The following is a 23516-nucleotide window of genomic DNA, read 5'->3' on the forward strand; positions in this document are numbered from 1 at the left end:
CGATACGGGTTTCATCGTGACTGGCAAGTTCTGTACCACGGCTGTGCTGTACACCAGGCGGCGTCCTCGCGGGTCGTCCCGTCGCCGAATGTCGACATCGGAACGCCGTTTGGAGGATTTGAACGGATTGCGACACGTCTGGACGAAGCAAACGCGACAGTGGCTGACGGCCGCCGTCGTCATCCTGCGTCGCGCTCGCGTGGTCGGGACACCGACCGGGCAATGGCCCGCGCCCGCGCTTCAAGCAACGCACCTGGGTCAGTGGCTTGGTTCACCGAACAATACGCGGCCAGCGCCCGGCGCAAACGTTTCACCTTTACGTAATCCTCATCGATATGCCCAGGATATGCGGCGTAGTCGCAGACGCACACGAGCAGTAATTGCTCGAAACGCGCAGTCCGGGTATCTGCGCACACCCGCTCGAGCAGCGAGGCCATGGCTGCCGCACGCATGTCGCTCGCGCGATGCACGCAATCGGCCTCGGCAATCGCAAGCAGGGCCAGATCGAGCGCATCTGGCGGAAACTCAATGCGACTCGCGAGCGACGACAGCAGCGCGGCACCGGGGACTTCGTGGCCCGGATGGCCAGCCCATCGTTCAGGCGGCGTACGTCCCATGCCGATCTTGTGCAACAGCGCAGCCACGCGCACCGCGAGCGGCGCACCGCGACGCGCCGTTTCGGCCAGCACGCGCAACTGATGCTCGCCCGCGTCGACAGCCTCCGGAGCGTCGGTGATCATCGGCACGCCAAAGAGTGCATCGAATTCAGGCAGCAGGCGCCTGAGTCCCGCGCAGTCGCGCAGGGCAAGGAAGAAACCGACCGGGCGCGGCGCCATCAGCGCACGCCCGAGCACCTGACCGCGCTGCCGCGGCGTCAAGCGCTCGACTGCATCCATCTGCACCGCGGTGACCATATGTGCCTGTTCGGCAGCGCCGAGCGTCGCGGCTTCGGTCTGGGCCGCCCACAGTGCGTAACGGACTAAATCCTGTGCCCAGTTCACGTGGTCTCCCTGCGCTGCACCCGCGCGTCGGCGGAGCACCCACGCGCGCCAACAAACGGACAGGGCTTGCAATCCTCCTCGCACGTGCTGTCACCCTTATCCATTTCAGTCGTCGAGCAACGGTCGCACTTCGTCCACCATGTCCGCGAGGATATGTTTGGCGGTATCGAAATGCGCACTCATGGGGATGATCAGGATGCCATACAGGCCGAGTTCTGCTCCGAGCCCGCGAATCTGCGCGGCCACCTCAGCATGGTTGCCCACCAGCGAATGGGCCAGAACGCCGCCAGCATGTTCCACGCCCACTCGCGCGTTGAGGTAAAGCGTTGCGATAGCCAGCGCCTCGTCGTGCGTCTCGGCCGGGCACGCGTAGCGGACAAGCAGCGGCATGGGCCGCGCGCCGTCGCCGTTTTCTGGCACGGCGTCGCGGTAATGGCTGAGTAACGCCGAGACTGCATCGAGCGGTAGATCCGGTGGCAAACACAATCCGAATCCTCGCGCCGCGATGCTGCGTGCCACATGCACGTCTGCGGTGAGTGCCCAGGCGAGCGGACGCTCGCCGGACGGGCGCGGTATCAGATCGTTGTCGTGGTGTCCCCCGTCGAGCCGAGCCCGCAACCAGTCCAACGAGTCGAGAACCGCATCGGCCGACGCGACGTCCTGCGCGTCCACCGCGAGCGCAAGACGCCCGCGGCTCAACAGTTCGACGGTAGCCAGATCCTCTGCGAGTTGCAGGCCGTGACGCCCTTCGGGAAGAAGCACCGCGCCGACACGCGCCTTCGACGTAACGCCCGACAAGTGCCCGAGCAACGTCGTGATGGCGCCGCTTGGGCGACTCGCATCGCCGTGGCGCTCGACCAGCCAGACATCGTCGTAGCCCATGCGGTCCGCTTCGCGCGCAAGCACGAATTGCCGGATCAATGCGCGGCCATCCTCTCCGGTCGGGTTTTCAAACAGGCATAGCGTGCCAAGGCGCAGCTTCATTCGGGAATTCCAGGATCAGTCACGAAATTCGAACCCGGCCGGCGCACTCCGGCGCAGTTCTTCGACCAATTCGAACGCCACCGGCAGCAATGCGCTAACGGCATACCACGCCGCCTCGCGGCGCTGCCGGCGGCCGGCTTCGAGCGCAATTTGCAGAACCTGCCAGCGTTCACGGTCAGATCGCAGTCGGGACGCCTGATGTGCGCGTGTGGCTCGTCGACCTGCGTCACGGCATGCGGCGTCATCGCACTCTCCCCGCCACGCATCAGTTGTCATCCGCGAGAACTTCAAGCGCCACCAGTTGCTCGTACAGCGCCCGCCGCGCATCCCAGTGCGACTTGCCCGCAAGACGTGGATCCGCCCCCTCGAATGCCCCAATGGCCGCGCGATCGTTCAAGTAGACAAGACAGTGTCCGCGCGCATTGAGCGCCGCCAACGACGCGTCGAGCAGCGTCACTGGCTCATGCTGGCAAAGGCCGCGGCCGAGCAGATAGTCCGCGCGGTAGAGCGGCGTGTCCCAGCCATGCGCATCGCCGATTGCGCAAATCGACGGGTATTGCGTCCGCGCGTCGACATCCGGCGCTTGACCGCTGAATTCGAGGAGTTCACGGGGTGTCACCGAATCGTATATTTCCTCCGGCCGAAGCGGGTCCGACGCTGCGACCTTGCGCGCGAAGTCCGCCTCATCGTACGCAAACCAGGCTTTGGGCTTGCCTCCCGCAGGTAGTTCCACCACGTAGATCACGGGTCGCCCCCAGTACGCCGATTCATTAAAGTGCCAGTGGATCCCGTATCAGCGTCCTCCGGGAAGGCGCCGCGACAGGCGCGCTCGGACATGACCGTTGTCGCGTCGCACGCTACCCCATCGCCCGCTCCAGCACGAGCCATGCATGCTATTCGACGCCCTCGGCAGCGACCTTCGCCCAGACAGCTTTTCGAATACGCTGGGCTATGCCGGCCGGACTTGCGTCGAACTGGCGCTGCGCGGCGCAGAGCGCTCCCAATGCGATTGCCGCCTCTGCGTGCGTGAGCGGCAAGCGCCCGGCCACGTGCGTCGCCCCCGGAACATGGCGCGCGATCGCCTGCTGGTTCGGGTGTTCGAGCAACGGCACCAGTTGGTCCGCCTCGCGTACGCCAGCCAGGCAGACCCAGCCGTCGATCACCTCGACCCTGCGGCCGTCCTGCGTGAACTTGATCAGTACCGGATCTGCCATGACCGCGCTCCAATCAACGGATGATGTCGTAGCTGTAGTCCGTCTTCGCGGCTACGATCGTGTTCGCGTCGAGGGTCTCGAAGAACTCGTCGAGCAACATCACGAGCGTGCGCAGCGCGCCATCGTAGCCCCACGTCGGATAGCGGTGATAGTGGTGACGGTCGAAGATCGGGAACACCATTCGGATCAGCGGTGTTTTCGTGTCGCGTTCCAGGTACTTGCCGTACGTGTTGCCGATCAGAAAGTCCACCGGCTCCGTGAAGAGCAGCGAGCGCATATGCCACAGGTCGCGCTTCGGATAGACCTTGCAGCCGGCGCCGTACGGCGATGCATCGAAGAGCGCCTGCACCTTCCCCGCCCAGGCGTCGTTGCCGTTGGTCGCGAGCACGTGCGCCGGTTCCGCGCCAAGCTCAAGCAGGAACTGCGTGTAGCCGAGCATCTGGTCCGGATCGCCATACAGGGCGAAGCGCTTGCCGTGCAGGTGCGCCTGGCTGTCCGCCATCGCATCGACGAGTTGACCGCGCTCCTTTTCGAGCGCTGCGGGAATCGGCTTGCCGGTCACGCGCGAGATTTCCATCAGGAAGCGATCGGTTCCCGCGACGCCGACAGGCGCGTTCAGCACAACGACTTCCTGCCCGTGCTCCGCGATGAACTTGCTGGTCTTCTCGCAGCAATATTCCTGAAACACAAACGTCGCTTTCGCGTGCAACGCCTGCTCGACCTCCTCCTTCGTCGTGCCGCCTTCATACATGCGAAATTCACCGTCGGTCGGCGTGTTCCACGTCTCGGACGGATCGCAGATCACATTGACCTTCACTCCGAACAGTCCGAAGATCCGCCGGATTTCCTTCATGTTGCCGACCACGAAGCCGTCGAAGCCGCCAATGAAGTTCACGCTGTCGTCCTGCACGCGCACCAACGGCTGCGTCGTACCTGCCTTGCCGTCCCAGAAATGCTTGAGAATCCCGAGCAGTGCGTTGTCGTAGCCGGTCACGTGACTGCCGACGAACGCTGGCGTGTGCGCGAACGGAACGTCATATTCTTCCGGCACACTGCCCTTCTGCTTGCTGTTCTTGATGAACGCGTCGAGGTCATCGCCGATCACCTCCGCCATGCAGGTGGTCGATACCGCGATCATCTCAGGCTTGTACAGGTTGTATGCGTTCGCGAGCCCGTCGATCATGTTATTCAGCCCTCCGAACACTGCGGCATCCTCGGTCATCGACGAACTGACACACGAGGTGGGCTCCTTGAAGTGCCGCGAGAAATGCGAACGGTAGTACGCGACACAGCCCTGCGAACCGTGCACGAAGCTGAGCGTCTTGTGAAAGCCGTTCGCCACGTATACCGCGCCCAGCGGCTGGCATGCTTTCGCCGGATTGACCGTCAGCGAATCGCGGGCAAAATTCTTCTGCCTGTAATCTTCAGTCTTCGTCCATTCAACCACCTGCTTGACGGTTTCGTCCGGATGGTTGAATTCGAAATTCTCTTTTTTTGTGCGAAAGATTTCCTGGTATTCCGGCTCGCGGAACAGCAGTTCGTGATCGAGAATCTTGTCGGCAGATTGTGGCATGGCGAAACTCCTGAATCGATATCGATGGGGTCGGCGACCGAAGCGGCAGCCTCGCTGGCCGCCGACCGCTTGCGCCTGGAAAAGGGTTTTTTATGCGGCGTTTTTCCACGGCGCCTTCGCGAGACTCCACACCGGGCTCGAGATCGCCATGTCCATGTCGCGCGCGAAGATCGCGAAACCGTCGTAGCCGTGATAAGGGCCAGAATAGTCCCAGCTGTGCATCTGGCGGAACGGCACGCCCATCTTCTGGAATACGTACTTCTCCTTGATGCCCGAGCCGACAAGGTCCGGCTGCACCTGCTCGACGAACTTCTCGAATTCGTAGCCGGTCACGTCGTCATAGATCAACGTGCCATCCTTCACGTAGTGCGTCGTGCGCTGATAGTCGTCGTTGTGGCCGAATTCGTAGCCAGTGCCGACGACGTCCATGCCGAGGTCCTCGTAGGCGCCGATCACGTGGCGCGGGCGTAGCCCACCCACAAACAGCATTACTTTCTTGCCCTCCAGGCGCGGCTTGAACTTCGCGATCACCGCGTCCACCAACGGGCGGTACTTCTGGATAACCTTCTCGGCATTCGCCTTGATCGTCTCGTCGAAGTGGCTAGCGATCTCCCGCAGGCTCTTCTCAATCATCGTGGGGCCAAAGAAGTTATATTCGACCCACGGAATGCCATACTTCTCTTCCATGTGCCGGCTGATATAGTTCATCGAACGGTAGCAATGCAGCACGTTCAACTTCGCCTTCGGCGTGTTCTCCAACTCCGCGATCGAGCCGTCGCCCGACCACTGTGCGATCACGCGCAGGCCGATCTCCTCAAGCAGAATGCGACTTGACCACGCATCACCACCGATGTTGTAGTCGCCGATGATCGCAACGTCGTACGGCGTCGACTCGAATTCCGGGCGCTTTTCCGGATCCGTCTTGTCGAATACCCAGTCGCGGATCGCGTCGTTCGCGAGGTGGTGCCCCAGCGACTGGCTCACGCCGCGAAAGCCTTCGCAGCGCACCGGCACGATCGTGTGGCCCTCGTACTGCGTGCTCTTCTTCTTCGACACGGCCTCAATGTCATCGCCAATCAGACCGATCGGACACTCGCTCTGGATCGAGATGCCCTTGTTCAGCGGGAACAGTTCCTGAATCTCGTCGATGATCTTGTCGAGTTTCTTGTCGCCGCCGAACACAATGTCCTTTTCCTGGAAGTCCGACGTAAACTGCATCGTGACGAACGTGTCGATGCCGGTCGTGCCGATGTAGTAGTTCCGGCGCGCCGCCCACGAGTACTGGCCGCAGCCGACCGGACCGTGGCTGATGTGGATCATGTCCTTGATTGGGCCCCAGACGACCCCCTTCGAGCCGGCATACGCGCAGCCACGAATCGTCATCACTCCGGGCAGCGACTTGATATTGGATTTCACGCCACAGTCGGGCTTGCCTTCCTCGAAGGTGCCCAAATGCTTGGCGCGCCGCTTGGCCATTTTTTCGGGATAGGCCTTCAGCACTTCGTCGATCAGGGCCTTGTTCTCGGCCTTGCGCTCTTCAACCGTGGCGGTCATGGAATGCTCCATACTTGAGGATTGTGCATCGCTGGATGCCGGCCCGCGCGCACCGCCCGATACAGGCGATGCCAGCGATACGCGCGGGCGGGCGGCTCAGCGCGGGTTCAGGCGGACAGTTCGGCAGCCGTCTTGCCGACCTGCGATTCGTCGATGGATTTCATGATGCCGTGCTCCATCAGCAGGTCTTCGAGCTGATCCATCGTGATCGGCGTGGGGATCGTGCCGTTGCCCGCGTTGTTGTGCACCTTTTTCGCGAGCTGACGATACTCGTTCGCCTGGTTCGATTCGGGCGCGAACTCGATCACCGTCATGCGGCGCAGCTCCGCGTGCTGCACGATGTTGTCGCGCGGCACGAAGTGGATCAGCTTCGAACCGAGCATGCCGGCCAGCGCCTCGGCCAGTTCGAGCTCCTTGTCGGTCTGGCGCTCGTTGCACACGAGACCTCCAAGACGCACGCCACCGCTGTTCGCATACTTCAGAATGCCTTTCGAGATGTTGTTGGCCGCGTACATCGCCATCATCTCTCCCGACATCACGATGTAGATTTCCTGCGCCTTGTTTTCGCGAATCGGCATCGCGAAGCCGCCGCACACCACGTCACCGAGCACGTCGTAGGAGACATAGTCGACGCCGTCGTACGCGCCGTTCTCTTCGAGGAAGTTGATGGACGTGATGACACCGCGGCCGGCGCAGCCGACGCCCGGTTCCGGACCACCCGACTCGACGCAGCGGATGTCCTTGTAGCCGATCTTCATCACGTCCTCGAGTTCGAGGTCTTCCACCGAGCCGGCTTCTGCGGCAAGCGAGAGAATGGTGTCCTGCGCCTTCGCGTGCAGAATCAGGCGGGTCGAGTCGGCCTTCGGGTCACAGCCGACGATCAGGATCTTCTGCCCGAGTTCGGTAAGCGCCGCAAGTGTGTTCTGCGACGTGGTGGACTTGCCGATCCCGCCTTTGCCGTAAAAGGCGATCTGACGAAGTTTAGACATTGACGTTCTCCAGTTCTGGAAAGGTTGAAAGCTGGGTTAGAAATCAGGGTTGAGATTCAGGGCTGCAAAGCCGCGACCATGTCCTCAGCCTGCGGTGTCCGTATGGTCTTCTTCTGTCGAGTCACGCATCGGCCGGAGTGTGTCCGCGCGGACTGCTCCAGTGCAGCTTTCGTGCCAATTCAGAGCGAATCTTCGGAATCCCCGATAAACCGGACCTGTCACGCGTGTGCAGCGCCCCCGCCGCTCATACCGGGCGGGGACCGCAGTTGTCGGCTTCCCGACAAACCGTGCGCGTTTCGTCGCAAACAACACCGCCGCCGCGCGGCCTGGCCCACATATGCACGTCGGATCCGGCTCTTTTGTCGCTGGTACGTTTGTTGCACTCAAGGACGCCATGAACCCGCTCACGACTGCTGCCGTCGACGTACGACGCACCTCGACCCATTTCGATGCCATTGGCGGAGAGCCGGCGGTAACGCGCATCGTCGATGCGTTCTACCGGCATATGGACACGCGGCCCGACGCAAGCGACATTCGCGCTATGCATGCTCCGGACCTCGCGCCGGTAAAGACGGTGCTGGTCCGCTACCTGTGCGAATGGCTCGGCGGCCCAAAGCGCTATTCGGACGAGCGCGGACAACCGCGGCTGCGCATGCGCCACGCGGCATTCCCGATCGGAGCAGCCGAGCGTGATGCGTGGCTTTCCTGCATGCGTGCGGCGCTCGACGAAACAGGCATCGCCCCAGCGCTACGCGACGAACTGATGCACGCATTCCTCAGAATTGCAGACTGGATGCGAAACACCGGAACCTGATTCGCGATTCGCGCTTCTTTACCCAACGATTCTGGATATTTTCCGCCCGCCCCAACTTTTACGATGCAAAGGACTCCGTCATGACCGCCACGCTCGCCCGCAAGGAACTCGACGACACCGCATTCGCCCGCCTCGAACATGAAGGCCGGCTGCTCAATCCGGTTCTCAAGGGACTCACGAACCAGTTCGGCCGGGTCGGATTCCGCGGCGAACTGGCGTTGCGCTTCGCACCAAAGCTCGCCGACGAAGCGCGCCCACCCGAACTGACGTGCGATCAGGTCATGGCCGTTGCCTCGATCGGCGAGAAACATCTGCCGTTCTTCGCCGGCTGGCTGCTGAGCTTCGAATATCTGAAGGATGTCGCCGACGTGCTCGGTGACACGCTAAGCGCAGGCGGAAAATACTTTCTGTTCTGCGACAACATCGACCTGAGCAAACGCTACCAGGTACCGTACAAGGGCGCGATGTTCTACGTGCTGCCGATTCTCGAATCGACGGTCTATAACGAAATGCTCGAACTGCTCTACCTCGAGAAGAACGACCTGAAGAAAAAGGACACGGCCGGCAAGCTCGACGCGGTCGCCGATGCGGCAATCAAGTTCGATGTGACCTTCGACACGATCACCTACAGCGAAGGCCTCGAACTGATGGGACCGGTGCGCAACCCCAACGAAAACCGTCCCGTCTGACGATTTCCAGTGACCAGGCCGGGGATCGCCGCTTCGTCGCTCCCCGGCGACCCCACACTACCCCTTTTTCCGAGCCGGAGCGTGACCATGTCACTGCACACCGACACCGTCCCCTTCGTGCGCGAAAGCGGGAATCGCCGTCCTACGCCATCCTCGGACGCGAAGCCGCTGGGCGGCGTGCCCGCCGCGCTCGCGACATGGCTCTCAAACCACGACTTCCCCGATGCCCATTCGCGCGGCCTCGAAGGTACGACGCCGCTGATGCTTGCGGCGTTGCACGGCGATGATGGTCTGGTAGAGGCGTTGCTCGCCCACGGCGTTCGCGTCGACGCGCTCGACGACACCGGCAATCAAGCGCTCTGGTATGCGTGTCTTGGCGGAGCACCCGCGCCGATTCTGCGGCTGATCAACGAAGGCGCCGAGATCGACCACGCGAACGACGACGACATTACCTGCCTGATGCAGGCGGCGGCCAGCGGACGGGTCGAACTCATGCAACTCCTGCTCGCTCATGGCGCAAGCGAGGGTCTGTATGCGCCGGATGGACGAAACGCGCTCGACATGGCGGCGGAGCGCGGCTTCGAACTGCTCCGCGTGTCCCGCCGGTTAGGCGGCGGGACGAAAGACGCGCCCCGCGCGCCGGAGAGGCAACGCGCCGATCCGCAGCGTGGGGCAATCTCCGCCCATATGGCTGGAGACAAGGCTGCATGACGCAATGGAGGCCGGACATGCCGACCGGAAAACCATCTATCGTGCTCGGATACCATGAACGGACCAAGCACCGGCTGGAGCGCTATGCGGCCGGCCCCGAAACGCTGGACTGGGACGCCCAGCCCGACCCGTTCCGGCGGTTCGCGGGCGCGCCTGTCACGACACTGCCGCTGACGGCCGACGCCGATGACACACCCTGGGCCAACCTGTTTTCGCCGGGCGCCATTACGTCGCGCGCACCCACACTGGCAAGCGTCGGGCTGCTGTTCGAACTCTCGTTCGCCCTGTCGGCATGGAAACAAGCCGGACCGGATCGCTGGGCATTGCGCTGCAATCCGTCGAGCGGCAACCTGCATCCGACTGAAGTCTATCTGCTCACGAGCGGCATACCGGATATCGACGACGGCCTCTACCACTATGCACCGAAAGCGCACGCGCTCGAAAGACGCGCCCGCTTCGCCCCAGGCGACGCCAGCCTCGCCGGCGCGCGCATGCTGATCGGATTCAGCTCGATCTACTGGCGGGAGGCCTGGAAGTACGGGGAGCGTGCGTTCCGCTATTGCCAGCTCGACATGGGTCACGCGACCGGCGCGCTGCGCTACGCAGCCGCAGTGACCGGCTGGAGGATCCGCGAAACCGGGCTGGACCATGCCACCATTGCAGCGCTGCTTGGCCTGGACCGCGAAGAAGACTTCGGCGACGCCGAGCACGAGGAACCCGAGGCCCTGTTCGAGCTGCTGCACGTGAACCCTGTCCTTCGCGGCAATGCACCCGCAGCGTGGCCCCGTGCGACAGCCTCATCGTGGCAGGGCCGCGCAAACCGGCTCGATCCCCGACCGATGTACCGCTGGCCCGCGATCAACGAGGTGGCCAGGAACTCGCGCCAGGCGGCGTGCGTTACCGCATCGCAGCCCGGCACAGCAAGGCGGAGCCTGTTGCCAGCCACCGCAGCGCGCGCTGCCACGCTGATCCGCGCACGCCGCAGCGCCCAGCGCTTCGATCCGCGCGCGCGGCTGGACGTGCTGCGCTTCTGGCCGATGATGGACGCGCTGATGCCTAGCGTCGGCGAGAACCTGGCGCCGGTCCCATGGGATACGTCGTCCGCGCCGGCACGCGTGCATGCGGTGCTGTTCGCGCACCGGATCAACGGTCTCGAGCCTGGCGCCTACCTGCTGCTACGCGATACCGGTGCGCGGGACGGCCTGCAGAACGCCATGCCCGACCTCCCTCTGAAGCCGGTCAGCAACGCACCCGTCGGGATGCCGTTCCACCAGTTGGCGGCGAACCCCGCTCTAGCCCGGACGCTGCGCACGCTGAGCTGTCATCAGGCTATTGCCGCCGACGCGCTATTCGTCGTAGCGCTGCTGGCCGACCTGCGCACCGTATCCGTCGACGGTCCTGAACGCTACCGCGAGCTACTGCGCGAATCCGGCCTGATCGGCCACACGCTCTACCTCGAAGCGGAAGCCGCCGGACTGCGCGGCACCGGGATCGGCTGCTACTTCGACGATGCCGTGCACGAACTTCTCGGCCTCGACAGTGATCGGCCGGACCGCTGGCAGGTGCTCTACCACTTTAGCGTCGGCGTGCCGCTGGATGATCCCCGCATTGTCAGCGAACCGCCCTACCGTTGCAATCTTCCGCAGGAATACACGCCATGAACGGCCAGCGCACCTTTCGTCGCCTCACGGTCCATGAGCTCGACGCCTGGTTCGGCCAGCATCCGGATTCGCTGCTGCTCGATGCTCGTGACGCCGCGAGCCACGCTCGCGACGGCTTGCCGGGCTCGCTACGACTATCGCGCGAGAACCAGGACGCCCTGCTGCTCAAGACGGCGCGCAAGCGTCCCATCCTGATCTACTGCTATCACGGCAGGGCGAGCCAGACCTGGGCACGCATGTTCGCGGACTTCGGCTTTACGGAGGTCTGTGACCTGATCGGCGGCCAGACCGCCCTGGCCGCGAATCCGGCGAATCCGCCTGGCCAGCCCATACCGCCCGAACTTGCGAACTGGCTCGCTCACCAGGGCTTTGCCGGCCCCGACGGACGAGGCGCACACGAGAACACGCCGTTGATGGTGGCCGCATGGCGTGGCACGCACGATATGGTCGATGCGCTGCTCGCACACGGCGTGATACTCAATGCCGTCAACGCCGATGGCAACACGGCACTCTGGTTTGCCTGCGTGCACGGCGAGCCGGCCGGTGTCGAGCGGCTCGCTGGCGCAGGACTGCCGCTCGATCATACCAACGCCACCGGGGCCACCTGCCTCATGTATGCGGCCTCCTCGGGCAAGCACGATATCGTGCGCACACTGCTGGCACTCGGCGCCGATCCGCTCATCCGCACCCAGGACGACTTCACGGCACTTGATATGGCGGCCACGCTCGAGTGCCTGGAACTGCTACGCCCACGCTGAAGGCCCCATCATGGCTCATATTACGTTCTACGAAAAACCCGGCTGCGGCGGCAACGCGAAACAGAAGGCGCTGCTCGTCGCTGCCGGCCACACGCTGGAGGTTCGCAACCTGCTGCGCTGGCCGTGGACACCGAAAACGCTGTTTGCCTTCCTCGAGCCTCTGCCGGTGCGCGAATGGTTCAACCGCGCGGCGCCGGACGTCAAGTCGGGACGGATCGTCCCCGAATTGTTCGATGGCGTGGATGCGCTCGCACGGCTGCTCGCCGACCCGCTGCTGATCCGCAGACCGCTGATGGAAGTCGCCAATACACGCATGGTGGGCTTCGAAGCTGGCCGCGTGCACGAATGGGTCGGGCTCGGCGCGCATGCGCCGACCAGCGATGCTGCGCGACCGCTCGAAGGCTGCGCGGCGGCGACGGAAGACTGTACGGCATCCTCCACCTGATCTGCACGAGACTCTCACCATGCCTCTTTATGACTATCGATGCCAGGCCTGCGGCCAGCAATTCGAAACGCTGGTGCGCGCCGGCACGGCACCCGTTTGCCCTCACTGCGGCAGCTCCGCCCTGGACAAGCAGGTCAGCGCTCCGGTTGCGCCCGGACGCAGCAAGGCCATCATCGCATCCGCTCGCCGCCAGGCCGCGCGTGAAGGACACTTGAGCAATTATTCGGCCGCAGAACGCAGCAAGCTGCTGCGATAAATCTGCACAGCCACCATCTTGGATGAGACCAGAGTAAGGCGCTGAATCGCCCACTCCGGTCCACAGGAGAAGCCACATGGATCTCGTCTACAAAACCACCATGCTGACCCAGGGCGGACGGACCGGCCAGGTGCAGAGCGACGACGGTAGCCTCAAGCTCAAACTCACCGTGCCGCGGGAAATGGGTGGCAAGGAAGAGGGCATCAATCCCGAGCAACTCTTTGCCGCCGCGTTCGCCGCATGCTTCGAACATTCGGTACGGCATATCGCCCGACAGGACAGGCTGCCGCTGCGCGGCTGCTACATCGAGTCGACACTGTCGATGTACGTGAACTTCGAAGGGGCGTACCGGATGGCACTCAGCCTGACGGCTTTCATGGCTGGCACCTTCGATCAGCCCACCGCTGACAGCCTGATGGAGAGAGCGAAAGGCATCTGCCCATACGCCGACGCGACAAAAGGCAACATGACGCTCAACCTGAAGGCGGTGGTCGACATACCGGTAGCGACATGAGCCGGGCCGACGACGAGGCAACGGGGTATTTCATCGACTGGGACGGCAATGTCCGCCGGACCGGTGACCCGGGTGGCGGATACCAGTGCGGGATCGGCAGGGCCGCACGCTATGTCGGCATCACGACGCAATCCGGAACGCTCGTGCATGAGGCCACGTTCTACCGCGATCAGGATGCACTTGCGCGCGCCGGCATCAAGGCCTGCGTCGTCGCCGGCAGTCACCCATGGGGCAAGTGCAAGGACTTCTGAATCGCAAATGACGATGCCTCGCCCGATCTGCGAGATGACTCGACCGCCTCCGCATCGCGAAATCTGGCCGCCATCGATTTCCGCTCCCAGGTGAGCGCAATCGCGCCGCGCCTAAGGCCGCACCCGACCGGGCACAACAGCCAGCGGCTGCTCAAGCATCAGCGTCTGGATGACGCCGAGTACCTGGGCACTGTAACGTCGTCGCAGTCGTTCTCGTCTTTCTCGCGCCTACCACGTATGCGTCGAACAGTTCCCCGGCCAGCTTGCCACTGCGGCATGTGTTTTCGGTGCCAACCGCTCTCCACATCAAACCTGCAACTGCTTGCGGGGCCTCGCCTGCGGCGGCGTCTACGCCGCCTTTTGTATCAGGGCACTCGTTACTGCCGTCTTCGCAACCAGCTTCCACAGGCGCTCGGTCGCAAGCGTGACAGCCTGAAGCGGGGCACATGCAAGCTGCTGATCGTGCACCGCTAGCAATTGCCCCACGCTTGCATAGTCATCGTCGTCCGTGATGTGCCAGTCACCAGTCGTGTTGCCGCGTTGACTGCACCTTGCCAGTGCCGCTTCGATCTGCTCGAATCGTTCTGGATCCCCGTCTCCGTATCCCGCTTCGTGGAGAAACTCGGCAAGAAACAGGATCTCGACCAGCCTCGATGCCATGCGGCCATCACCGTGACCGGTGCGCAACGCTTCCAGCATCAGATGATACTCGAGCGACATACGATCGAGTCTGGCTCGGGGCATGGGCAACTGCAAAGCCTTACAGCGGGGGGAAGCGAACGGGCGTTGGGTCATGTCTGCAAAGCGCGATAGCGGTGAACCGGGTTGCAAGTCGGGGCATGACGGCATTGCCATATCCAGACTCAAGGGCCGAAGCCACGTCATCAACCGGACGGCAAGGGCTGGAGCGTTGTCCGCCATAGCGGTGAAGCGACACAGAATCCGGTGAAGATAAATACGCATCAATTTTTTAGGCCGGGCAGCCGGCCCCCGGTGCCTGCCTTTCCGGCACCGGCACCGTGAATCGGGCGGCGAGCGTTGCAGCGCAGGATCAGCCGGTCGTTCATGGCGTCATCTGAAACAGCGCGCCCTGGCTCTGCCGATGCACACGCAGCCACAGCAGCGTCGCTGGAACCAGCGACTCGCAGGCAAACCACAGCGCGTCGTCCATTGCTGTGCCAGCCTGCGACTTCAGTTGCGCACGCATCCATCTCCAGCCGTCCCAGTCAATTTCCGGCATCGCGGCCCGAATCCGGGGACTCAACCCGTCAGCGCCGTCAGCCAGACGCGTTAGTTGCCGATGCACCTCCTGGCGTGTAAGCCGCGAACACAGCAGCTCGTCGCGTGTCAGTCCTTCGATCAGCGTGACCACTACAATCCCCGACTGCTCGACGATCGCAAGGCGCGCGCTGTCTTCAATCGCACTGACACCACTCATGCCGACTCCTGCATGAAGCCCGTATGTGTCACTGCATCGACGAGACGCTCGTTCAACGTCAGTGCGAACTCGCGCCAGGCGGCCGCCAGATCCAGTGCGATCACGCGCTGCAGTTCTGCGTCAGGCTGATGCTCTTCCGGGAAATTCGACAATGCGCACGACGTTGCGTTGAATTCCAGCGCCCAGTCCAGCAGTTTGCGGTTCCAGCCCTGGAACGCAGCGAGCAGCTTCGGCGTCAATCCATGCCGACCGAGATGCACCGGCCCGGCGTCGCCCGAGTTGAGCACCGGCATCAGAGCGTCGATCGCTGCCAGCGTTTCGCTGTAGACCTGCTCGACCGTAGCCAGAAGGGCATGCTGGGTCAGTTGCGCGGTAGACTGGCTCGACATCAGGCGCGTGACGTGCTGCCGGTAGTGCGCCGGTGCCGATTCGCGGCAACCGGACACCGTCGCGATGAAACTTGCCACGGCTTCTTCCATCGTGACCGGCATGCCTGCCATCGCGCGCTGACCGCCAGGCAGAACCAGCGCCCGGGTGATGCGCGCCGCAGCGTCCAGCGCGCCCTCCATGTGGCCCGCTCCGTGACCCGCCGTCTCGCTGCCCCCAACGTACAACCGGCCGCCCAGCCAGCCGCCACGCAGCGCCGGGTCGGCCTGCGGCCATGCGGGCAGGCTTTCCCTGTCCGCATCGCTGCAGGTCCAGGCTTCGCCTGCCCAGTCGAGTCGATACGACTGACCGCAATGCGCCTCAACCCCGTACAATTGGGCCAGCTGGCTTTCGATCAACAGGGGCAAGCCGCGCTCGAAATTCCTGCGCTGCGATGCGTTAAGCGCAAGAAAACCGCCTAGCGCCCCCGCATCAGTGGCTCCATCGCTCGCATCAAACACCTCACCCAGCGTCGCCTGAACATGCCGCACGAACGCGCTGCCCGAGTGGCCTGCGGTCCGCCAGAACGGCCGGTCATACGTCGTCAGCGACTTCGCGGCCGCCGCCATCCAGGTGGGCGTCGCCGCGAGCAGATCGGCCAGCGGCGTCGGCAATGGTGGATCGAACGCGACACGCTCGTGAACGAGGCGCGGTGGCAGCGCGAGCACGACCCGCCGGGCACGCAACGTGGAAGCGCGATCGCCGTGCACCACCTGCAATTCGAACCACGCGCCGCGATCGTGGACCATGCGAAGCGCGTGGCCCGTCAGGATGTGCTCCCGCGGCACCGCGGCCGCCAACGCCTCGACCAGACGCACGGCCCCGCCCACGATGCGGCAGGCGCCAGCATGGATACCACCGGGTTCCTCACGCCGCTCAGGCTCCCGGTTCGGGTCCGTCAGCCAGAGCGCATCTCCGGGGTCGGATTGTGGCACGCTCTCCAGCCCGAGCTCCGTAAGCAACGCGGCAATACGCGGCTCAGTGTCGGGCCAGAACCATGTCGGGCCGAGGTCCAGCGCCTGGCCCGTTACCTCACAACGCCGCGTCAACACCCGGCCGCCCAGGCGCTCGCGCGCCTCGACGAGCAGGAACGGCAAACCCTGGCCATGCAGCGTGCGCGCCAGCGCGAGGCCGCACAGCCCTGCACCGACGATAACGACCTCAAGCACCGGAACTTCGTTGGCGGCCATGATGCCCCCGAGTCAGACGAAGCCGAGCAGCTCGACGGTCACGGGTTCCTCGCCGAGGACTACCTGGCACGCCAGGCGCGATTTCGAGCCCACCCCGACGATCGAGTCGAGCTTCTCGTTTTCCACGCGCTGAATCTTCGAGAGACTCTTGCGCCCTTCCTGGACGAACAGGTGGCACGCTCCGCATTCGGCCTTGCCGTCACACTTGTGCGCGATGGCCTCTCCTGTTTCGAGCAGAGCTTTCAGCAGGCTGGTGCCTGCCGCTACGTCATAGGTTTTGCCCGAGGGCAATACGGTGAGTGTCGTCATAATGGTTCTTGCGCGGTGTCGTAGTGAGTCAAATCGGGAACTGGCTCAGGCGGCCAGGGCGGGTTGCAGCGCGCTCACTAGTTCGTCGGCGAAGGCCGCAAGCGGCATGGCAATGCGGGTGATCCGCTGTTCGTCCAGAAAACGCGCCTCCATGCGGGTGGGCTCGTCGGGCAGCACTGCCCAGTGGGTGTCAGAGGAGCGCTTCATGATCTGGCGCGCGAAGCTGCGCGCGAGCTGGTCATCGAAGCGGCAGCCGAGAAAAAGGAAGCTGCGTCCCGTTCGCCACGCCTGCACGGCAGACGGAATCGGCGTCTGGATATCAATTTCGGTCAGCACTTCTACATAATCGCTGTCCGACACAAGATAGTTGGCGGCAGGGGCGCGGGCGCCGATCGGCCTGTAGAGCAGCGCCCCTGCCGCAGGTACATCGGCAAGTGGCCCGCCGCTCGGGTCGTAAGCGCCGAACCATTGACCGAAGTGCTCGGATTGCGACAGCCCCTGCACCTGTGCCCAGCAGCCGTGCGCACGCGCATCAGCCAGCGCCGTCGCGAAGGTGTCGTCGTACCAGCAGTCGACGTACAGTCCCGCGCCGCTCGCGGCCAGGGCCCGGTGCAGTGCAGACGGCGTGGGCGCCGACGCGAACGCCTCGTTCATGATGCTCACCACCGACTTGCGGTGCTTGAAGTTCTCGATAAACTGCGCGGCCTGCGTGAGCCGGTTGCGGATCTTGTGCGGCACGGAAACGCGAGCCGTCATGATCTGCGCAAGCGCATCCGGTGTCGCCGGTACACGTGCATCCGGGCACAGCGCGAGCATACCCGGGCCGAGGTACGGGATCACGCTGCCAGCCTCGATCTGGCTGGCGATGGTGTCGACGGAAACAGGACAAAGGCTCATAGGTCGTATACCTCAGAGATAGATGGCGGCGCCCGCGCCGACGTTCGTCGCCGTGTCTTTCAATGTCTTGACGATGTATTTCACCTGGTCGGCGTCAAGCTGGCTGTGCAGCGGCAGCGCGAGCGCGCGGTCGCCGATGCGCTCGGTGTCGGGCAGCACACCACGCTTGCGTCCGATCGCGTCGCCCGCGCTCATGTAATGGAACTGTTCGTGCAGTGGTTGGCTGTAAGCTGCCGTCTCGATACCGCACGATTTCATGTCGTCGATCATCTGCGCACGAGCGCTCTGCGTGAAACGCTTGCCAAGATGCACGACGTAGAGCATCCAGTGCACCTCCTCGACGTCTTCAGCCAGATACGGCGGCTTGATGCCCTCGAAGCTCTGCATCTGCTCGTGATACAAGGCCTCCACCTGCTTGCGCCGCGCAAGACGCTCGTCGAGCCCCGCCAGTTGCGCGAGCCCGAGCGCCGCGGTCAGCTCGCTCATGCCCGCCTGCAACGGCACCCGGGATCCGACTGAAACCGATTCGCGGTCCGCAACCCGCCGTTGACGCAGGTAACGCAACTCGTGCGCGAGGCCCTCGTCATCCGTGACAAGCATCCCGCCTTCGCCCGCACATAAAGCCGAAGGCGCCGAGAAGTCGAATAGCGACACATCGCCAAACGTGCCGACACTGCGCCCCCTGTAGCGCGAACCGAGCGCCTCGGTGCTGTCCTCAATCAGCCGCAGGCCGTGTTCCCCGGCGAGATCGCGCAGCGGCCCCCAGGCGGCCGGATGCCCGTTAGTGTTGCCAGCGAGGATCGCGCGCGTGCGCGGACTGATCTTCTGACGCGCCTTCTCGACGTTCAGGCACCCGCTCCAGTAGTCGATGTCGGCGAATACCGGCGTGGCGCCCGCCAGCGTGATCGCCTGTGCGACCTGATGCCATGTATGCGATGCGCAGATCACCTCGTCGGTCTCACCGATACCCAACCCGCGCAGCGCGATCCACGCTCCGAGGGTGCCGCTCGCGACCGCGATCGCGTGCGCTCGCCCGCTCCAGCCAGCGAACGCGGCCTCGAACGATTCGAGCATCGGCCCGCTGCTCCAGCGCGACGATTGCAGCACGGCATTCACGAGTTCGATCTCGCGCGCCCCACACTCTGGCTCGCTCAACGTAATTTCATCGATCTCCATCACTGGCCCCGCCCTCCGTGAAGATCAGCATTTCAGCCTCATCCGCCTGCCCCGTGACTGACACGCACATCCCGTCCAGCCTCGCGTAATAGACACGGCGCTCGCCGAACTGCAATGCGGGCGTTTCGTCATGCATCTCGGATGCACTGATGCGCATGGTCCGCACGCCGGGAAAACGCTCCCGCCAACGTGCCGCCGCATCCGGCAGCGTGGGAGCCGTGCGAATCGCGTCGGCAATGGCTCGTACCTGTTCCTCGCTCAGACTCATGTCACTCCTCCGCGGCGGCAATCCGCCGCGCCTCCACGGTGATGGGCAGCGCGGTGTCGTCCGCCATCTCGGGCAATTCAAGCTGCCAGCCATTTCCAAGGGTCACGAGACCGCCCCACATACGGGGCGACGCCATCGCAACGATCGGTTCCTCCAGGTCCTTCTTCGGTACATAAGCGCTCAGCACGCCCTTGCTATCCTTGCGGATCATGACTTTCACGACGGACACTCCAGGGTTCGTGGGGGTTATGCTGCTTGAGAGGCGCAAGTTCCAAGCAGCGGCGCAAGCAACGGCGGCAACGCGGCCAGCAGGTACTCGATGTCACGCGCCGTGGTGGTTTCGCCGAGCGACAGCCGCACGGCTGCCAGCGCCTCGTCGCGCGGCACGCCCATCGCAGCGAGCACGTGCGAAGGCTCGCTGCCGCCTGAAGAGCAAGCCGCACCGGACGACGCCGACACGCCCAGTTGCTCCATGCGCTGCAGGACCACGTCCGCTGGCAGAAGGCCAAATCTCAGATAGCTGGTGCCCGCAATACGCGGCGCGCACGCGGAGAACACATGCATGTCCGGCAACGCACGTTGCAGTCCGCGTTCTAGCGTGTCGCGCAACTGTGCAACCCGGGTAGCCTCAGTTTCGATATCGCCAAGCCGGTCAAGCGCTGCCGCAAACCCCGCAATCGCGGGCAGGTTTTCTGTGCCGCCGCGCCGTCGCCGCTCCTGACTGCCCTGCATTTGCGGCACCAGCGTGCTCCCCTGCCGCAGCAACAACGCGCCAATGCCCTTCGGCCCTCGCAGCTTGTGCGCGGAGAGCGAAACTGCGTCGGCGCCGAACCGCGCGAAATCGAACGGCACCTTGCCGATGAACTGGGTCGCATCGACATGCAACCGAGCGCCTGCGGCATGCGCGAGTGCACGCACTTCGTCGACCGGCATGCGCACGCCCGTCTCGTTGTTCACCGCCATCAACGACACGAGTGCGACGTCCGTGCCGATCAGCCGGGCCGCACTGTCCAGATCGAGTGTGCCGTCCGGATTCATGCCGATGAAGTCCACGGGAACGCCTTGCGTCTCAAGCGCCCTTGCGAGTGCGAGATGGCCCGCATGCTCGACCGCGCTGAACACAATCCGCCGGCGTTCGCAGCCAGCGGCCGCATGCAGGCCGAGCACGGCCAGATGGTTCGCTTCGGTAGCGCCGCTCGTGAAAATCACCTCGGTGGGCTTGCAGCCCAGTCGGCGAGACACCGTTGCGCGCGCGGCCGCGAGCGCCCGCTTCGCCTGCTGTCCACGCGGATGCTGCGAGGAAGCATTGCCCCAGACGTCGGTCAGCACCGACAGCATGGCCTGCACAACACCCGGTGCGGGCGGCGTCGTTGCGTTGTGGTCGAGATAGATCATCACAGACTCCAGGATTCGCCCTTCAAGGCCAGAACACGCGCGCGGCATCCACGCACAGGAGATCCAGCAGCATCGGCAGGTCCAGACTCGCGCACTGCTCCACCCAGCGACTCGCCTCATGGTCGCGCGCATGCAGACGCCACATGTCATTCATGTCTCGCGCGAGCCACGCGATATCGATGACACCACCGTGCGGCTCGACGTTGCGCGAGCAACACGGGCTCTCGACGCGATAACCATCCTGCTCGCGCACCACGCGCGGCTGCACATAGCGATAGCGCAGCCGGTTGCGCAGCGCCCGCTCGATCTGGTGCAGCATGAAATCGGCTACCGGCGTCCCTGTGGCGCATCCTCCACCCGGCCCGTACGCGGCTTTCCGGTCGTTCGGCTCAACGATGCTCACGGTCCGGTCCGGCCACATCGTCACGCGCCCACCCCGTCTTCCGGCAGCAGACCGGCCGGCGCAGGCGCGATCTCGTCCTCGGTGCAACCGACCACCTGCCGGCCGAATTCCACCAGATACACAGGCTCGCCAGTCTCCACCACCTGTCCCACATTGACAATTTCACCCAACGCGCCTGCCGTCACGAGGCACTCGCCATCCTTGCGGCCGGGATAGCTGCCGTCGTTGGACAAATCGTCCAGCGCGACGACGCGCAACCCCCACGAATAAGCTGGCTGGAGCGGCTCGATGTTCATTGCGCACGACCCTCCGTTTCTTTGCCCGCCGATGTACCGCGGGCTGCATCGCCTTCATTCGCGGCTTCACCGGTGCCGATCGTACGCAGCCTGACGGCGCGCTCGCCAAGCCGCGCCAGCACGTCGTCGGGCAGGTTGTCGAGCGTGCACAGTTCCTTCGCCCGCATGCCAACCCGGTGGCCGGTCACGACGAAATCAACCGCATAGATATAGAACTGCTGTAGGAAGGTGTTGATACTGGTGACGTAACCGATATCGCCCTTGTTCACCAGCACCTCGCCGATATCCTTGCCGTTATACGTGCCGTCGTTGCGGATCACCGAGCGCGCGATCACCCGCTCGCCGAAGCTGAAGCGAGGGGGAAACGCAACCTCGATCGCGTCGTCATCGCGGTTGATGTCACCCATGTCCGGCTCCTTCGAACGATCGGACCGTATCGTCCGGCGCCGATACGGCTCTGGACGGCCACAGCCGCTCGCGCGCCATCGCACAAACTTCCGCGTCGGCATCGTCGAGCAAAGTCCTCAACACACGTGGATCCGCGCGGCATGCCACCTCCCACCGCACGCGCCAGTCCGGGTCGTCGATCAACTGCCCCAGCAACGACGGCGGCAGACGCGCTGCAACGACGCGGCGCACCTCGGCTTCCCCGTCGCCCGCAAAGCGCAACAAGGCGGGCATGTCGATGCGCTCGGCCACGCGAACTCTCACCACCCAGTCCGGATCGCTCGCCATCAGCGGCAGCAGCGCAACCGGCAAACGCCGGGCAACCCACTCGCGCACGCCGTAGTCCGGGTCCGTGCGCAGGGTCGCGAGCGTGGCCGGGGCGAGCCGTTGCGCGACGCGAATCCGCACTTCACGGTGCGGGTCATCTGCGAGCCTCACGAGGTGCGCTTGTGGTAACCGCAGCGCCAGTTGAAGGCGCACGGTCTCGTCCGGATCACTAATCATCGCGGGAAGCCTGAATATGTCCGCATGGCGCGCCGCGATCGCCCGCACTTCGAAGTACGGATGTTCAAGATGTGCATCGCCCAACTCCGGATGCCAGCGGAAGAAGCGGTCGATGCGGCGCGCGTACGCGTCCTGCACGCACGCATGGCCTGGCTCGCACCCGGCGGCGCCCGGCACCGCGCGTAGCGCCGCATGCGCGCACACAGAGCAGTCGACCTGACCACCCTGCCAGTGGAGAGAAGGAATGTCGCCCTCGGGCGCGCGAGCGTGGTTCAGGGTGCTCATAACGGCAACCCCGCCCAGCCGCGCGAAGGATGCGCAGACGAGGTGAACGCGTCGTCCGCATCGTCGTCGCCCTCGTGTCGGGCCAGCACGTGAGCGAGCAACGCACCGCCCAGCACGTCGTCGGGATCGAGCCAGCGCAGTTCGGCCAACCGGGCGCGGGCTGCCTGTCGCTCGCCGAGTCGCAGTTGCAGGTAGGCGAGGCCCTTGAGCGTGAAGAGATAAAAGCGCACGGCCGCGTCGTGACGTACGGCGTCCCCTGTCGGCGGGATGGCGCCGAAACCTGCCCCGAGCGCGCGACGTGCAACTGCCAGTGCCTCTTCTCCCGCACTGCGCGCCTGCGCCAGCCGATGCCCGTAAAAATGAAAGCGGTACAACGCAATCAGCGGCGCAGGGTGCCCCGGCGCGTCGGCACGCGCACGCTCCAACAGCGCCACCGCATCATCCGGGCGATCGCGCAACTGGCCCGCGGCGTCGATCAGCGCGGTAGCCTGGGCTGGCAGAGCACCGCCCAGGGCGCACCTGGCAAACGTCGCCAACGCGTCCGCAATACCACCGGCGCCACCGTCAGAAGTAACACCCTGCTCACGAAGATCCATGCTGTCGCTCCGGCTTCAGGAAACGAGCGGCCGTCCGCCGCGACCTATCGCGCCGACGTCGATGCGTGCCACACCCGGCTCACTCGCCCCGGCACTGCTGCACGCGCACGGTGCCTGGTTCGGATTCGCGAACGTCAGCCCCGACTGTGTCGGCGTGTCGACGAAGTCGATCGTGACGCCCTCTAGCAACAGGCGGCTCTCGGCCGGCAGGAACAGGCGCAGACCGTTGACCTCCACCGCTTGCTCGCCTGGCTGCGCCTGCGGCTGTGCACTGAACTCAGCGTTGTAGCCCGAACAACCGCCTGGGCTCACGAGGAGGCGGACACCGGCGCCAGCCGGCAACCCCGAGAAACGTACGATACGGCGCATGAACTTCTCGGCTGCGGGAGTAAGAATGACATTGGGCAGCATGATGCGGTTTTTCTCCAGTTGGGTGAACGCCCCTTCCTGCGCTGCGCGGTATGCGCGGCGA

Annotated in this window: 31 protein-coding genes; 9 read left to right on the top strand and 22 right to left on the bottom strand. The window is 64.2% G+C overall.

All coding sequences use genetic code 11. The features are described 5' to 3' along the window. Positions 1-179: 179 nt before the first annotated feature. From C7402_RS06905 to nifH, 7 genes are all read right to left on the bottom strand, one after another. Entirely contained in the window at positions 180-1001 is an 822-nt protein-coding gene (locus tag C7402_RS06905; protein WP_133254419.1) for an HD domain-containing protein, read from the bottom strand. 105 nt (positions 1002-1106) lie between these two features. Further along, a complete protein-coding gene (locus C7402_RS06910; RefSeq protein WP_116610100.1) occupies positions 1107-1985 on the bottom strand; it encodes an LLM class flavin-dependent oxidoreductase in 879 nt (292 codons plus the stop codon). A 265-nt stretch (positions 1986-2250) separates the two neighbouring features. Then, positions 2251-2730, bottom strand: a complete 480-nt coding sequence (locus tag C7402_RS06915) for a hypothetical protein (protein ID WP_112175018.1) — start codon at positions 2728-2730, stop codon at positions 2251-2253. 148 nt (positions 2731-2878) lie between these two features. Then, on the bottom strand, positions 2879-3199 hold the full coding sequence (locus C7402_RS06920; RefSeq protein WP_116610101.1) for a hypothetical protein: 321 nt from the start codon (positions 3197-3199) through the stop codon (positions 2879-2881). Positions 3200-3212: 13 nt separating this feature from the next. Next, positions 3213-4772, bottom strand: a complete 1560-nt coding sequence (gene nifK, locus C7402_RS06925) for a nitrogenase molybdenum-iron protein subunit beta (RefSeq protein WP_112175016.1) — start codon at positions 4770-4772, stop codon at positions 3213-3215. Between the two features lie 90 nt (positions 4773-4862). Further along, a complete protein-coding gene (gene nifD / locus C7402_RS06930) occupies positions 4863-6326 on the bottom strand; it encodes a nitrogenase molybdenum-iron protein alpha chain (RefSeq protein ID WP_116610102.1) in 1464 nt (487 codons plus the stop codon). 107 nt (positions 6327-6433) lie between these two features. Continuing rightward, positions 6434-7315: a nitrogenase iron protein gene (nifH, locus tag C7402_RS06935; RefSeq protein WP_112175014.1), complete on the bottom strand. Its 882-nt coding sequence runs from the start codon at positions 7313-7315 to the stop codon at positions 6434-6436. 394 nt (positions 7316-7709) lie between these two features. Between nifH and C7402_RS06940 the strand changes: the two genes are divergently transcribed. The 9 genes from C7402_RS06940 to C7402_RS06980 all read left to right on the top strand — a co-directional run bounded on the left by C7402_RS06940 (position 7710) and on the right by C7402_RS06980 (position 13414). After that, the gene (locus tag C7402_RS06940; protein WP_112175013.1) at positions 7710-8129 is read left to right on the top strand and encodes a group II truncated hemoglobin; all 420 of its coding nucleotides are present in this window, start codon (positions 7710-7712) and stop codon (positions 8127-8129) included. Between the two features lie 80 nt (positions 8130-8209). Further along, positions 8210-8818, top strand: a complete 609-nt coding sequence (locus tag C7402_RS06945; protein WP_112175012.1) for a hypothetical protein — start codon at positions 8210-8212, stop codon at positions 8816-8818. Positions 8819-8905: 87 nt separating this feature from the next. Further along, positions 8906-9529: an ankyrin repeat domain-containing protein gene (locus C7402_RS06950; RefSeq protein ID WP_112175011.1), complete on the top strand. Its 624-nt coding sequence runs from the start codon at positions 8906-8908 to the stop codon at positions 9527-9529. Positions 9530-9546: 17 nt separating this feature from the next. Next, positions 9547-11190, top strand: coding sequence for a nitroreductase family protein (locus C7402_RS06955; protein ID WP_116610103.1), 1644 nt, complete (start codon positions 9547-9549; stop codon positions 11188-11190). After that, the gene (locus tag C7402_RS06960) at positions 11187-11948 is read left to right on the top strand and encodes an ankyrin repeat domain-containing protein (protein ID WP_112175009.1); all 762 of its coding nucleotides are present in this window, start codon (positions 11187-11189) and stop codon (positions 11946-11948) included. Before C7402_RS06955 ends, C7402_RS06960 begins: the two co-directional genes overlap by 4 nt. 10 nt (positions 11949-11958) lie before the next feature. After that, positions 11959-12393, top strand: a complete 435-nt coding sequence (locus C7402_RS06965) for a thioredoxin domain-containing protein (protein WP_112175008.1) — start codon at positions 11959-11961, stop codon at positions 12391-12393. A gap of 19 nt (positions 12394-12412) precedes the next feature. Further along, a complete protein-coding gene (locus tag C7402_RS06970) occupies positions 12413-12649 on the top strand; it encodes an FmdB family zinc ribbon protein (RefSeq protein ID WP_112175007.1) in 237 nt (78 codons plus the stop codon). A gap of 76 nt (positions 12650-12725) precedes the next feature. Further along, positions 12726-13163, top strand: a complete 438-nt coding sequence (locus tag C7402_RS06975) for an Ohr family peroxiredoxin (RefSeq protein ID WP_112175006.1) — start codon at positions 12726-12728, stop codon at positions 13161-13163. Beyond that, positions 13160-13414 carry a hypothetical protein gene (locus C7402_RS06980; RefSeq protein ID WP_112175005.1) on the top strand — a complete coding sequence of 85 codons (255 nt, stop codon included), beginning with the start codon at positions 13160-13162 and terminating at the stop codon, positions 13412-13414. Before C7402_RS06975 ends, C7402_RS06980 begins: the two co-directional genes overlap by 4 nt. A gap of 348 nt (positions 13415-13762) precedes the next feature. Here C7402_RS06980 and C7402_RS06985 read toward each other — a convergent pair whose 3' ends face one another. The 15 genes from C7402_RS06985 to C7402_RS07055 form a co-directional block, all read right to left on the bottom strand. Then, positions 13763-14134 carry a Fis family transcriptional regulator gene (locus tag C7402_RS06985; protein WP_224043835.1) on the bottom strand — a complete coding sequence of 124 codons (372 nt, stop codon included), beginning with the start codon at positions 14132-14134 and terminating at the stop codon, positions 13763-13765. A 343-nt stretch (positions 14135-14477) separates the two neighbouring features. Next, the gene (locus tag C7402_RS06990; protein WP_112175004.1) at positions 14478-14852 is read right to left on the bottom strand and encodes a hypothetical protein; all 375 of its coding nucleotides are present in this window, start codon (positions 14850-14852) and stop codon (positions 14478-14480) included. After that, positions 14849-16468 carry a flavin monoamine oxidase family protein gene (locus C7402_RS06995; protein WP_112175003.1) on the bottom strand — a complete coding sequence of 540 codons (1620 nt, stop codon included), beginning with the start codon at positions 16466-16468 and terminating at the stop codon, positions 14849-14851. The genes C7402_RS06990 and C7402_RS06995 overlap by 4 nt, the downstream gene beginning before the upstream one ends. A 12-nt stretch (positions 16469-16480) precedes the next feature. Continuing rightward, positions 16481-16777: a 2Fe-2S iron-sulfur cluster-binding protein gene (locus C7402_RS07000; RefSeq protein WP_112175002.1), complete on the bottom strand. Its 297-nt coding sequence runs from the start codon at positions 16775-16777 to the stop codon at positions 16481-16483. 45 nt (positions 16778-16822) lie between these two features. Next, positions 16823-17674: an SIR2 family NAD-dependent protein deacylase gene (locus C7402_RS07005; RefSeq protein ID WP_112175001.1), complete on the bottom strand. Its 852-nt coding sequence runs from the start codon at positions 17672-17674 to the stop codon at positions 16823-16825. A 12-nt stretch (positions 17675-17686) separates the two neighbouring features. Further along, a complete protein-coding gene (locus C7402_RS07010) occupies positions 17687-18850 on the bottom strand; it encodes a DegT/DnrJ/EryC1/StrS family aminotransferase (protein ID WP_116610104.1) in 1164 nt (387 codons plus the stop codon). Continuing rightward, on the bottom strand, positions 18837-19118 hold the full coding sequence (locus tag C7402_RS07015) for a hypothetical protein (RefSeq protein WP_112174999.1): 282 nt from the start codon (positions 19116-19118) through the stop codon (positions 18837-18839). Before C7402_RS07015 ends, C7402_RS07010 begins: the two co-directional genes overlap by 14 nt. Before the next feature lies 1 nt (position 19119). Continuing rightward, positions 19120-19338: a putative nitrogen fixation protein NifT gene (nifT, locus tag C7402_RS07020; RefSeq protein ID WP_042270809.1), complete on the bottom strand. Its 219-nt coding sequence runs from the start codon at positions 19336-19338 to the stop codon at positions 19120-19122. A 26-nt stretch (positions 19339-19364) separates the two neighbouring features. Then, positions 19365-20513 (bottom strand): cysteine desulfurase family protein, encoded by a 1149-nt coding sequence (locus C7402_RS07025; RefSeq protein ID WP_112174998.1) that lies wholly within the window; start codon positions 20511-20513, stop codon positions 19365-19367. 22 nt (positions 20514-20535) lie between these two features. After that, the gene (locus C7402_RS07030; RefSeq protein WP_112174997.1) at positions 20536-20832 is read right to left on the bottom strand and encodes a DUF3024 domain-containing protein; all 297 of its coding nucleotides are present in this window, start codon (positions 20830-20832) and stop codon (positions 20536-20538) included. 104 nt (positions 20833-20936) lie between these two features. Continuing rightward, entirely contained in the window at positions 20937-21212 is a 276-nt protein-coding gene (locus C7402_RS07035; RefSeq protein ID WP_110387924.1) for a nitrogen fixation protein NifZ, read from the bottom strand. Beyond that, on the bottom strand, positions 21209-21619 hold the full coding sequence (locus tag C7402_RS07040) for a nitrogen fixation protein NifZ (RefSeq protein WP_112174996.1): 411 nt from the start codon (positions 21617-21619) through the stop codon (positions 21209-21211). Before C7402_RS07040 ends, C7402_RS07035 begins: the two co-directional genes overlap by 4 nt. After that, positions 21612-22448 (bottom strand): 4Fe4S-binding leucine-rich repeat protein, encoded by an 837-nt coding sequence (locus C7402_RS07045; protein ID WP_112174995.1) that lies wholly within the window; start codon positions 22446-22448, stop codon positions 21612-21614. Before C7402_RS07045 ends, C7402_RS07040 begins: the two co-directional genes overlap by 8 nt. Further along, the gene (locus C7402_RS07050) at positions 22445-23044 is read right to left on the bottom strand and encodes a hypothetical protein (protein ID WP_112174994.1); all 600 of its coding nucleotides are present in this window, start codon (positions 23042-23044) and stop codon (positions 22445-22447) included. Before C7402_RS07050 ends, C7402_RS07045 begins: the two co-directional genes overlap by 4 nt. A gap of 15 nt (positions 23045-23059) precedes the next feature. Continuing rightward, positions 23060-23455 carry a HesB/IscA family protein gene (locus C7402_RS07055; RefSeq protein WP_112174993.1) on the bottom strand — a complete coding sequence of 132 codons (396 nt, stop codon included), beginning with the start codon at positions 23453-23455 and terminating at the stop codon, positions 23060-23062. Positions 23456-23516: the final 61 nt, after the last annotated feature.

Origin of the sequence: Paraburkholderia unamae (assembly GCF_003096875.1) — a bacterium.
In the GTDB taxonomy this organism is placed as follows: domain Bacteria; phylum Pseudomonadota; class Gammaproteobacteria; order Burkholderiales; family Burkholderiaceae; genus Paraburkholderia; species Paraburkholderia unamae.

Coding starts and splice junctions, on each gene's coding strand:
- C7402_RS07025 (WP_112174998.1), bottom strand. CDS start 20,513: ATGATCTATCTCGACCACAACGCAACGACGCCGCCCGCACCGGGTGTT.
- C7402_RS06965 (WP_112175008.1), top strand. CDS start 11,959: ATGGCTCATATTACGTTCTACGAAAAACCCGGCTGCGGCGGCAACGCG.
- C7402_RS06980 (WP_112175005.1), top strand. CDS start 13,160: ATGAGCCGGGCCGACGACGAGGCAACGGGGTATTTCATCGACTGGGAC.
- C7402_RS06920 (WP_116610101.1), bottom strand. CDS start 3,199: ATGGCAGATCCGGTACTGATCAAGTTCACGCAGGACGGCCGCAGGGTC.
- C7402_RS06945 (WP_112175012.1), top strand. CDS start 8,210: ATGACCGCCACGCTCGCCCGCAAGGAACTCGACGACACCGCATTCGCC.
- C7402_RS07050 (WP_112174994.1), bottom strand. CDS start 23,044: ATGGATCTTCGTGAGCAGGGTGTTACTTCTGACGGTGGCGCCGGTGGT.
- C7402_RS07040 (WP_112174996.1), bottom strand. CDS start 21,619: ATGGGTGACATCAACCGCGATGACGACGCGATCGAGGTTGCGTTTCCC.
- C7402_RS06990 (WP_112175004.1), bottom strand. CDS start 14,852: ATGAGTGGTGTCAGTGCGATTGAAGACAGCGCGCGCCTTGCGATCGTC.
- C7402_RS06975 (WP_112175006.1), top strand. CDS start 12,726: ATGGATCTCGTCTACAAAACCACCATGCTGACCCAGGGCGGACGGACC.
- C7402_RS06955 (WP_116610103.1), top strand. CDS start 9,547: ATGCCGACCGGAAAACCATCTATCGTGCTCGGATACCATGAACGGACC.
- C7402_RS07035 (WP_110387924.1), bottom strand. CDS start 21,212: ATGAACATCGAGCCGCTCCAGCCAGCTTATTCGTGGGGGTTGCGCGTC.
- C7402_RS07000 (WP_112175002.1), bottom strand. CDS start 16,777: ATGACGACACTCACCGTATTGCCCTCGGGCAAAACCTATGACGTAGCG.
- C7402_RS07055 (WP_112174993.1), bottom strand. CDS start 23,455: ATGCTGCCCAATGTCATTCTTACTCCCGCAGCCGAGAAGTTCATGCGC.
- C7402_RS07010 (WP_116610104.1), bottom strand. CDS start 18,850: ATGGAGATCGATGAAATTACGTTGAGCGAGCCAGAGTGTGGGGCGCGC.
- C7402_RS06995 (WP_112175003.1), bottom strand. CDS start 16,468: ATGGCCGCCAACGAAGTTCCGGTGCTTGAGGTCGTTATCGTCGGTGCA.
- C7402_RS06910 (WP_116610100.1), bottom strand. CDS start 1,985: ATGAAGCTGCGCCTTGGCACGCTATGCCTGTTTGAAAACCCGACCGGA.
- nifH (WP_112175014.1), bottom strand. CDS start 7,315: ATGTCTAAACTTCGTCAGATCGCCTTTTACGGCAAAGGCGGGATCGGC.
- nifD (WP_116610102.1), bottom strand. CDS start 6,326: ATGACCGCCACGGTTGAAGAGCGCAAGGCCGAGAACAAGGCCCTGATC.
- C7402_RS07030 (WP_112174997.1), bottom strand. CDS start 20,832: ATGCTGCACCAGATCGAGCGGGCGCTGCGCAACCGGCTGCGCTATCGC.
- nifK (WP_112175016.1), bottom strand. CDS start 4,772: ATGCCACAATCTGCCGACAAGATTCTCGATCACGAACTGCTGTTCCGC.
- C7402_RS06960 (WP_112175009.1), top strand. CDS start 11,187: ATGAACGGCCAGCGCACCTTTCGTCGCCTCACGGTCCATGAGCTCGAC.
- C7402_RS06950 (WP_112175011.1), top strand. CDS start 8,906: ATGTCACTGCACACCGACACCGTCCCCTTCGTGCGCGAAAGCGGGAAT.
- C7402_RS07005 (WP_112175001.1), bottom strand. CDS start 17,674: ATGAGCCTTTGTCCTGTTTCCGTCGACACCATCGCCAGCCAGATCGAG.
- C7402_RS06985 (WP_224043835.1), bottom strand. CDS start 14,134: ATGTCGCTCGAGTATCATCTGATGCTGGAAGCGTTGCGCACCGGTCAC.
- C7402_RS06940 (WP_112175013.1), top strand. CDS start 7,710: ATGAACCCGCTCACGACTGCTGCCGTCGACGTACGACGCACCTCGACC.
- C7402_RS07045 (WP_112174995.1), bottom strand. CDS start 22,448: ATGAGCACCCTGAACCACGCTCGCGCGCCCGAGGGCGACATTCCTTCT.
- C7402_RS06970 (WP_112175007.1), top strand. CDS start 12,413: ATGCCTCTTTATGACTATCGATGCCAGGCCTGCGGCCAGCAATTCGAA.
- C7402_RS07015 (WP_112174999.1), bottom strand. CDS start 19,118: ATGAGTCTGAGCGAGGAACAGGTACGAGCCATTGCCGACGCGATTCGC.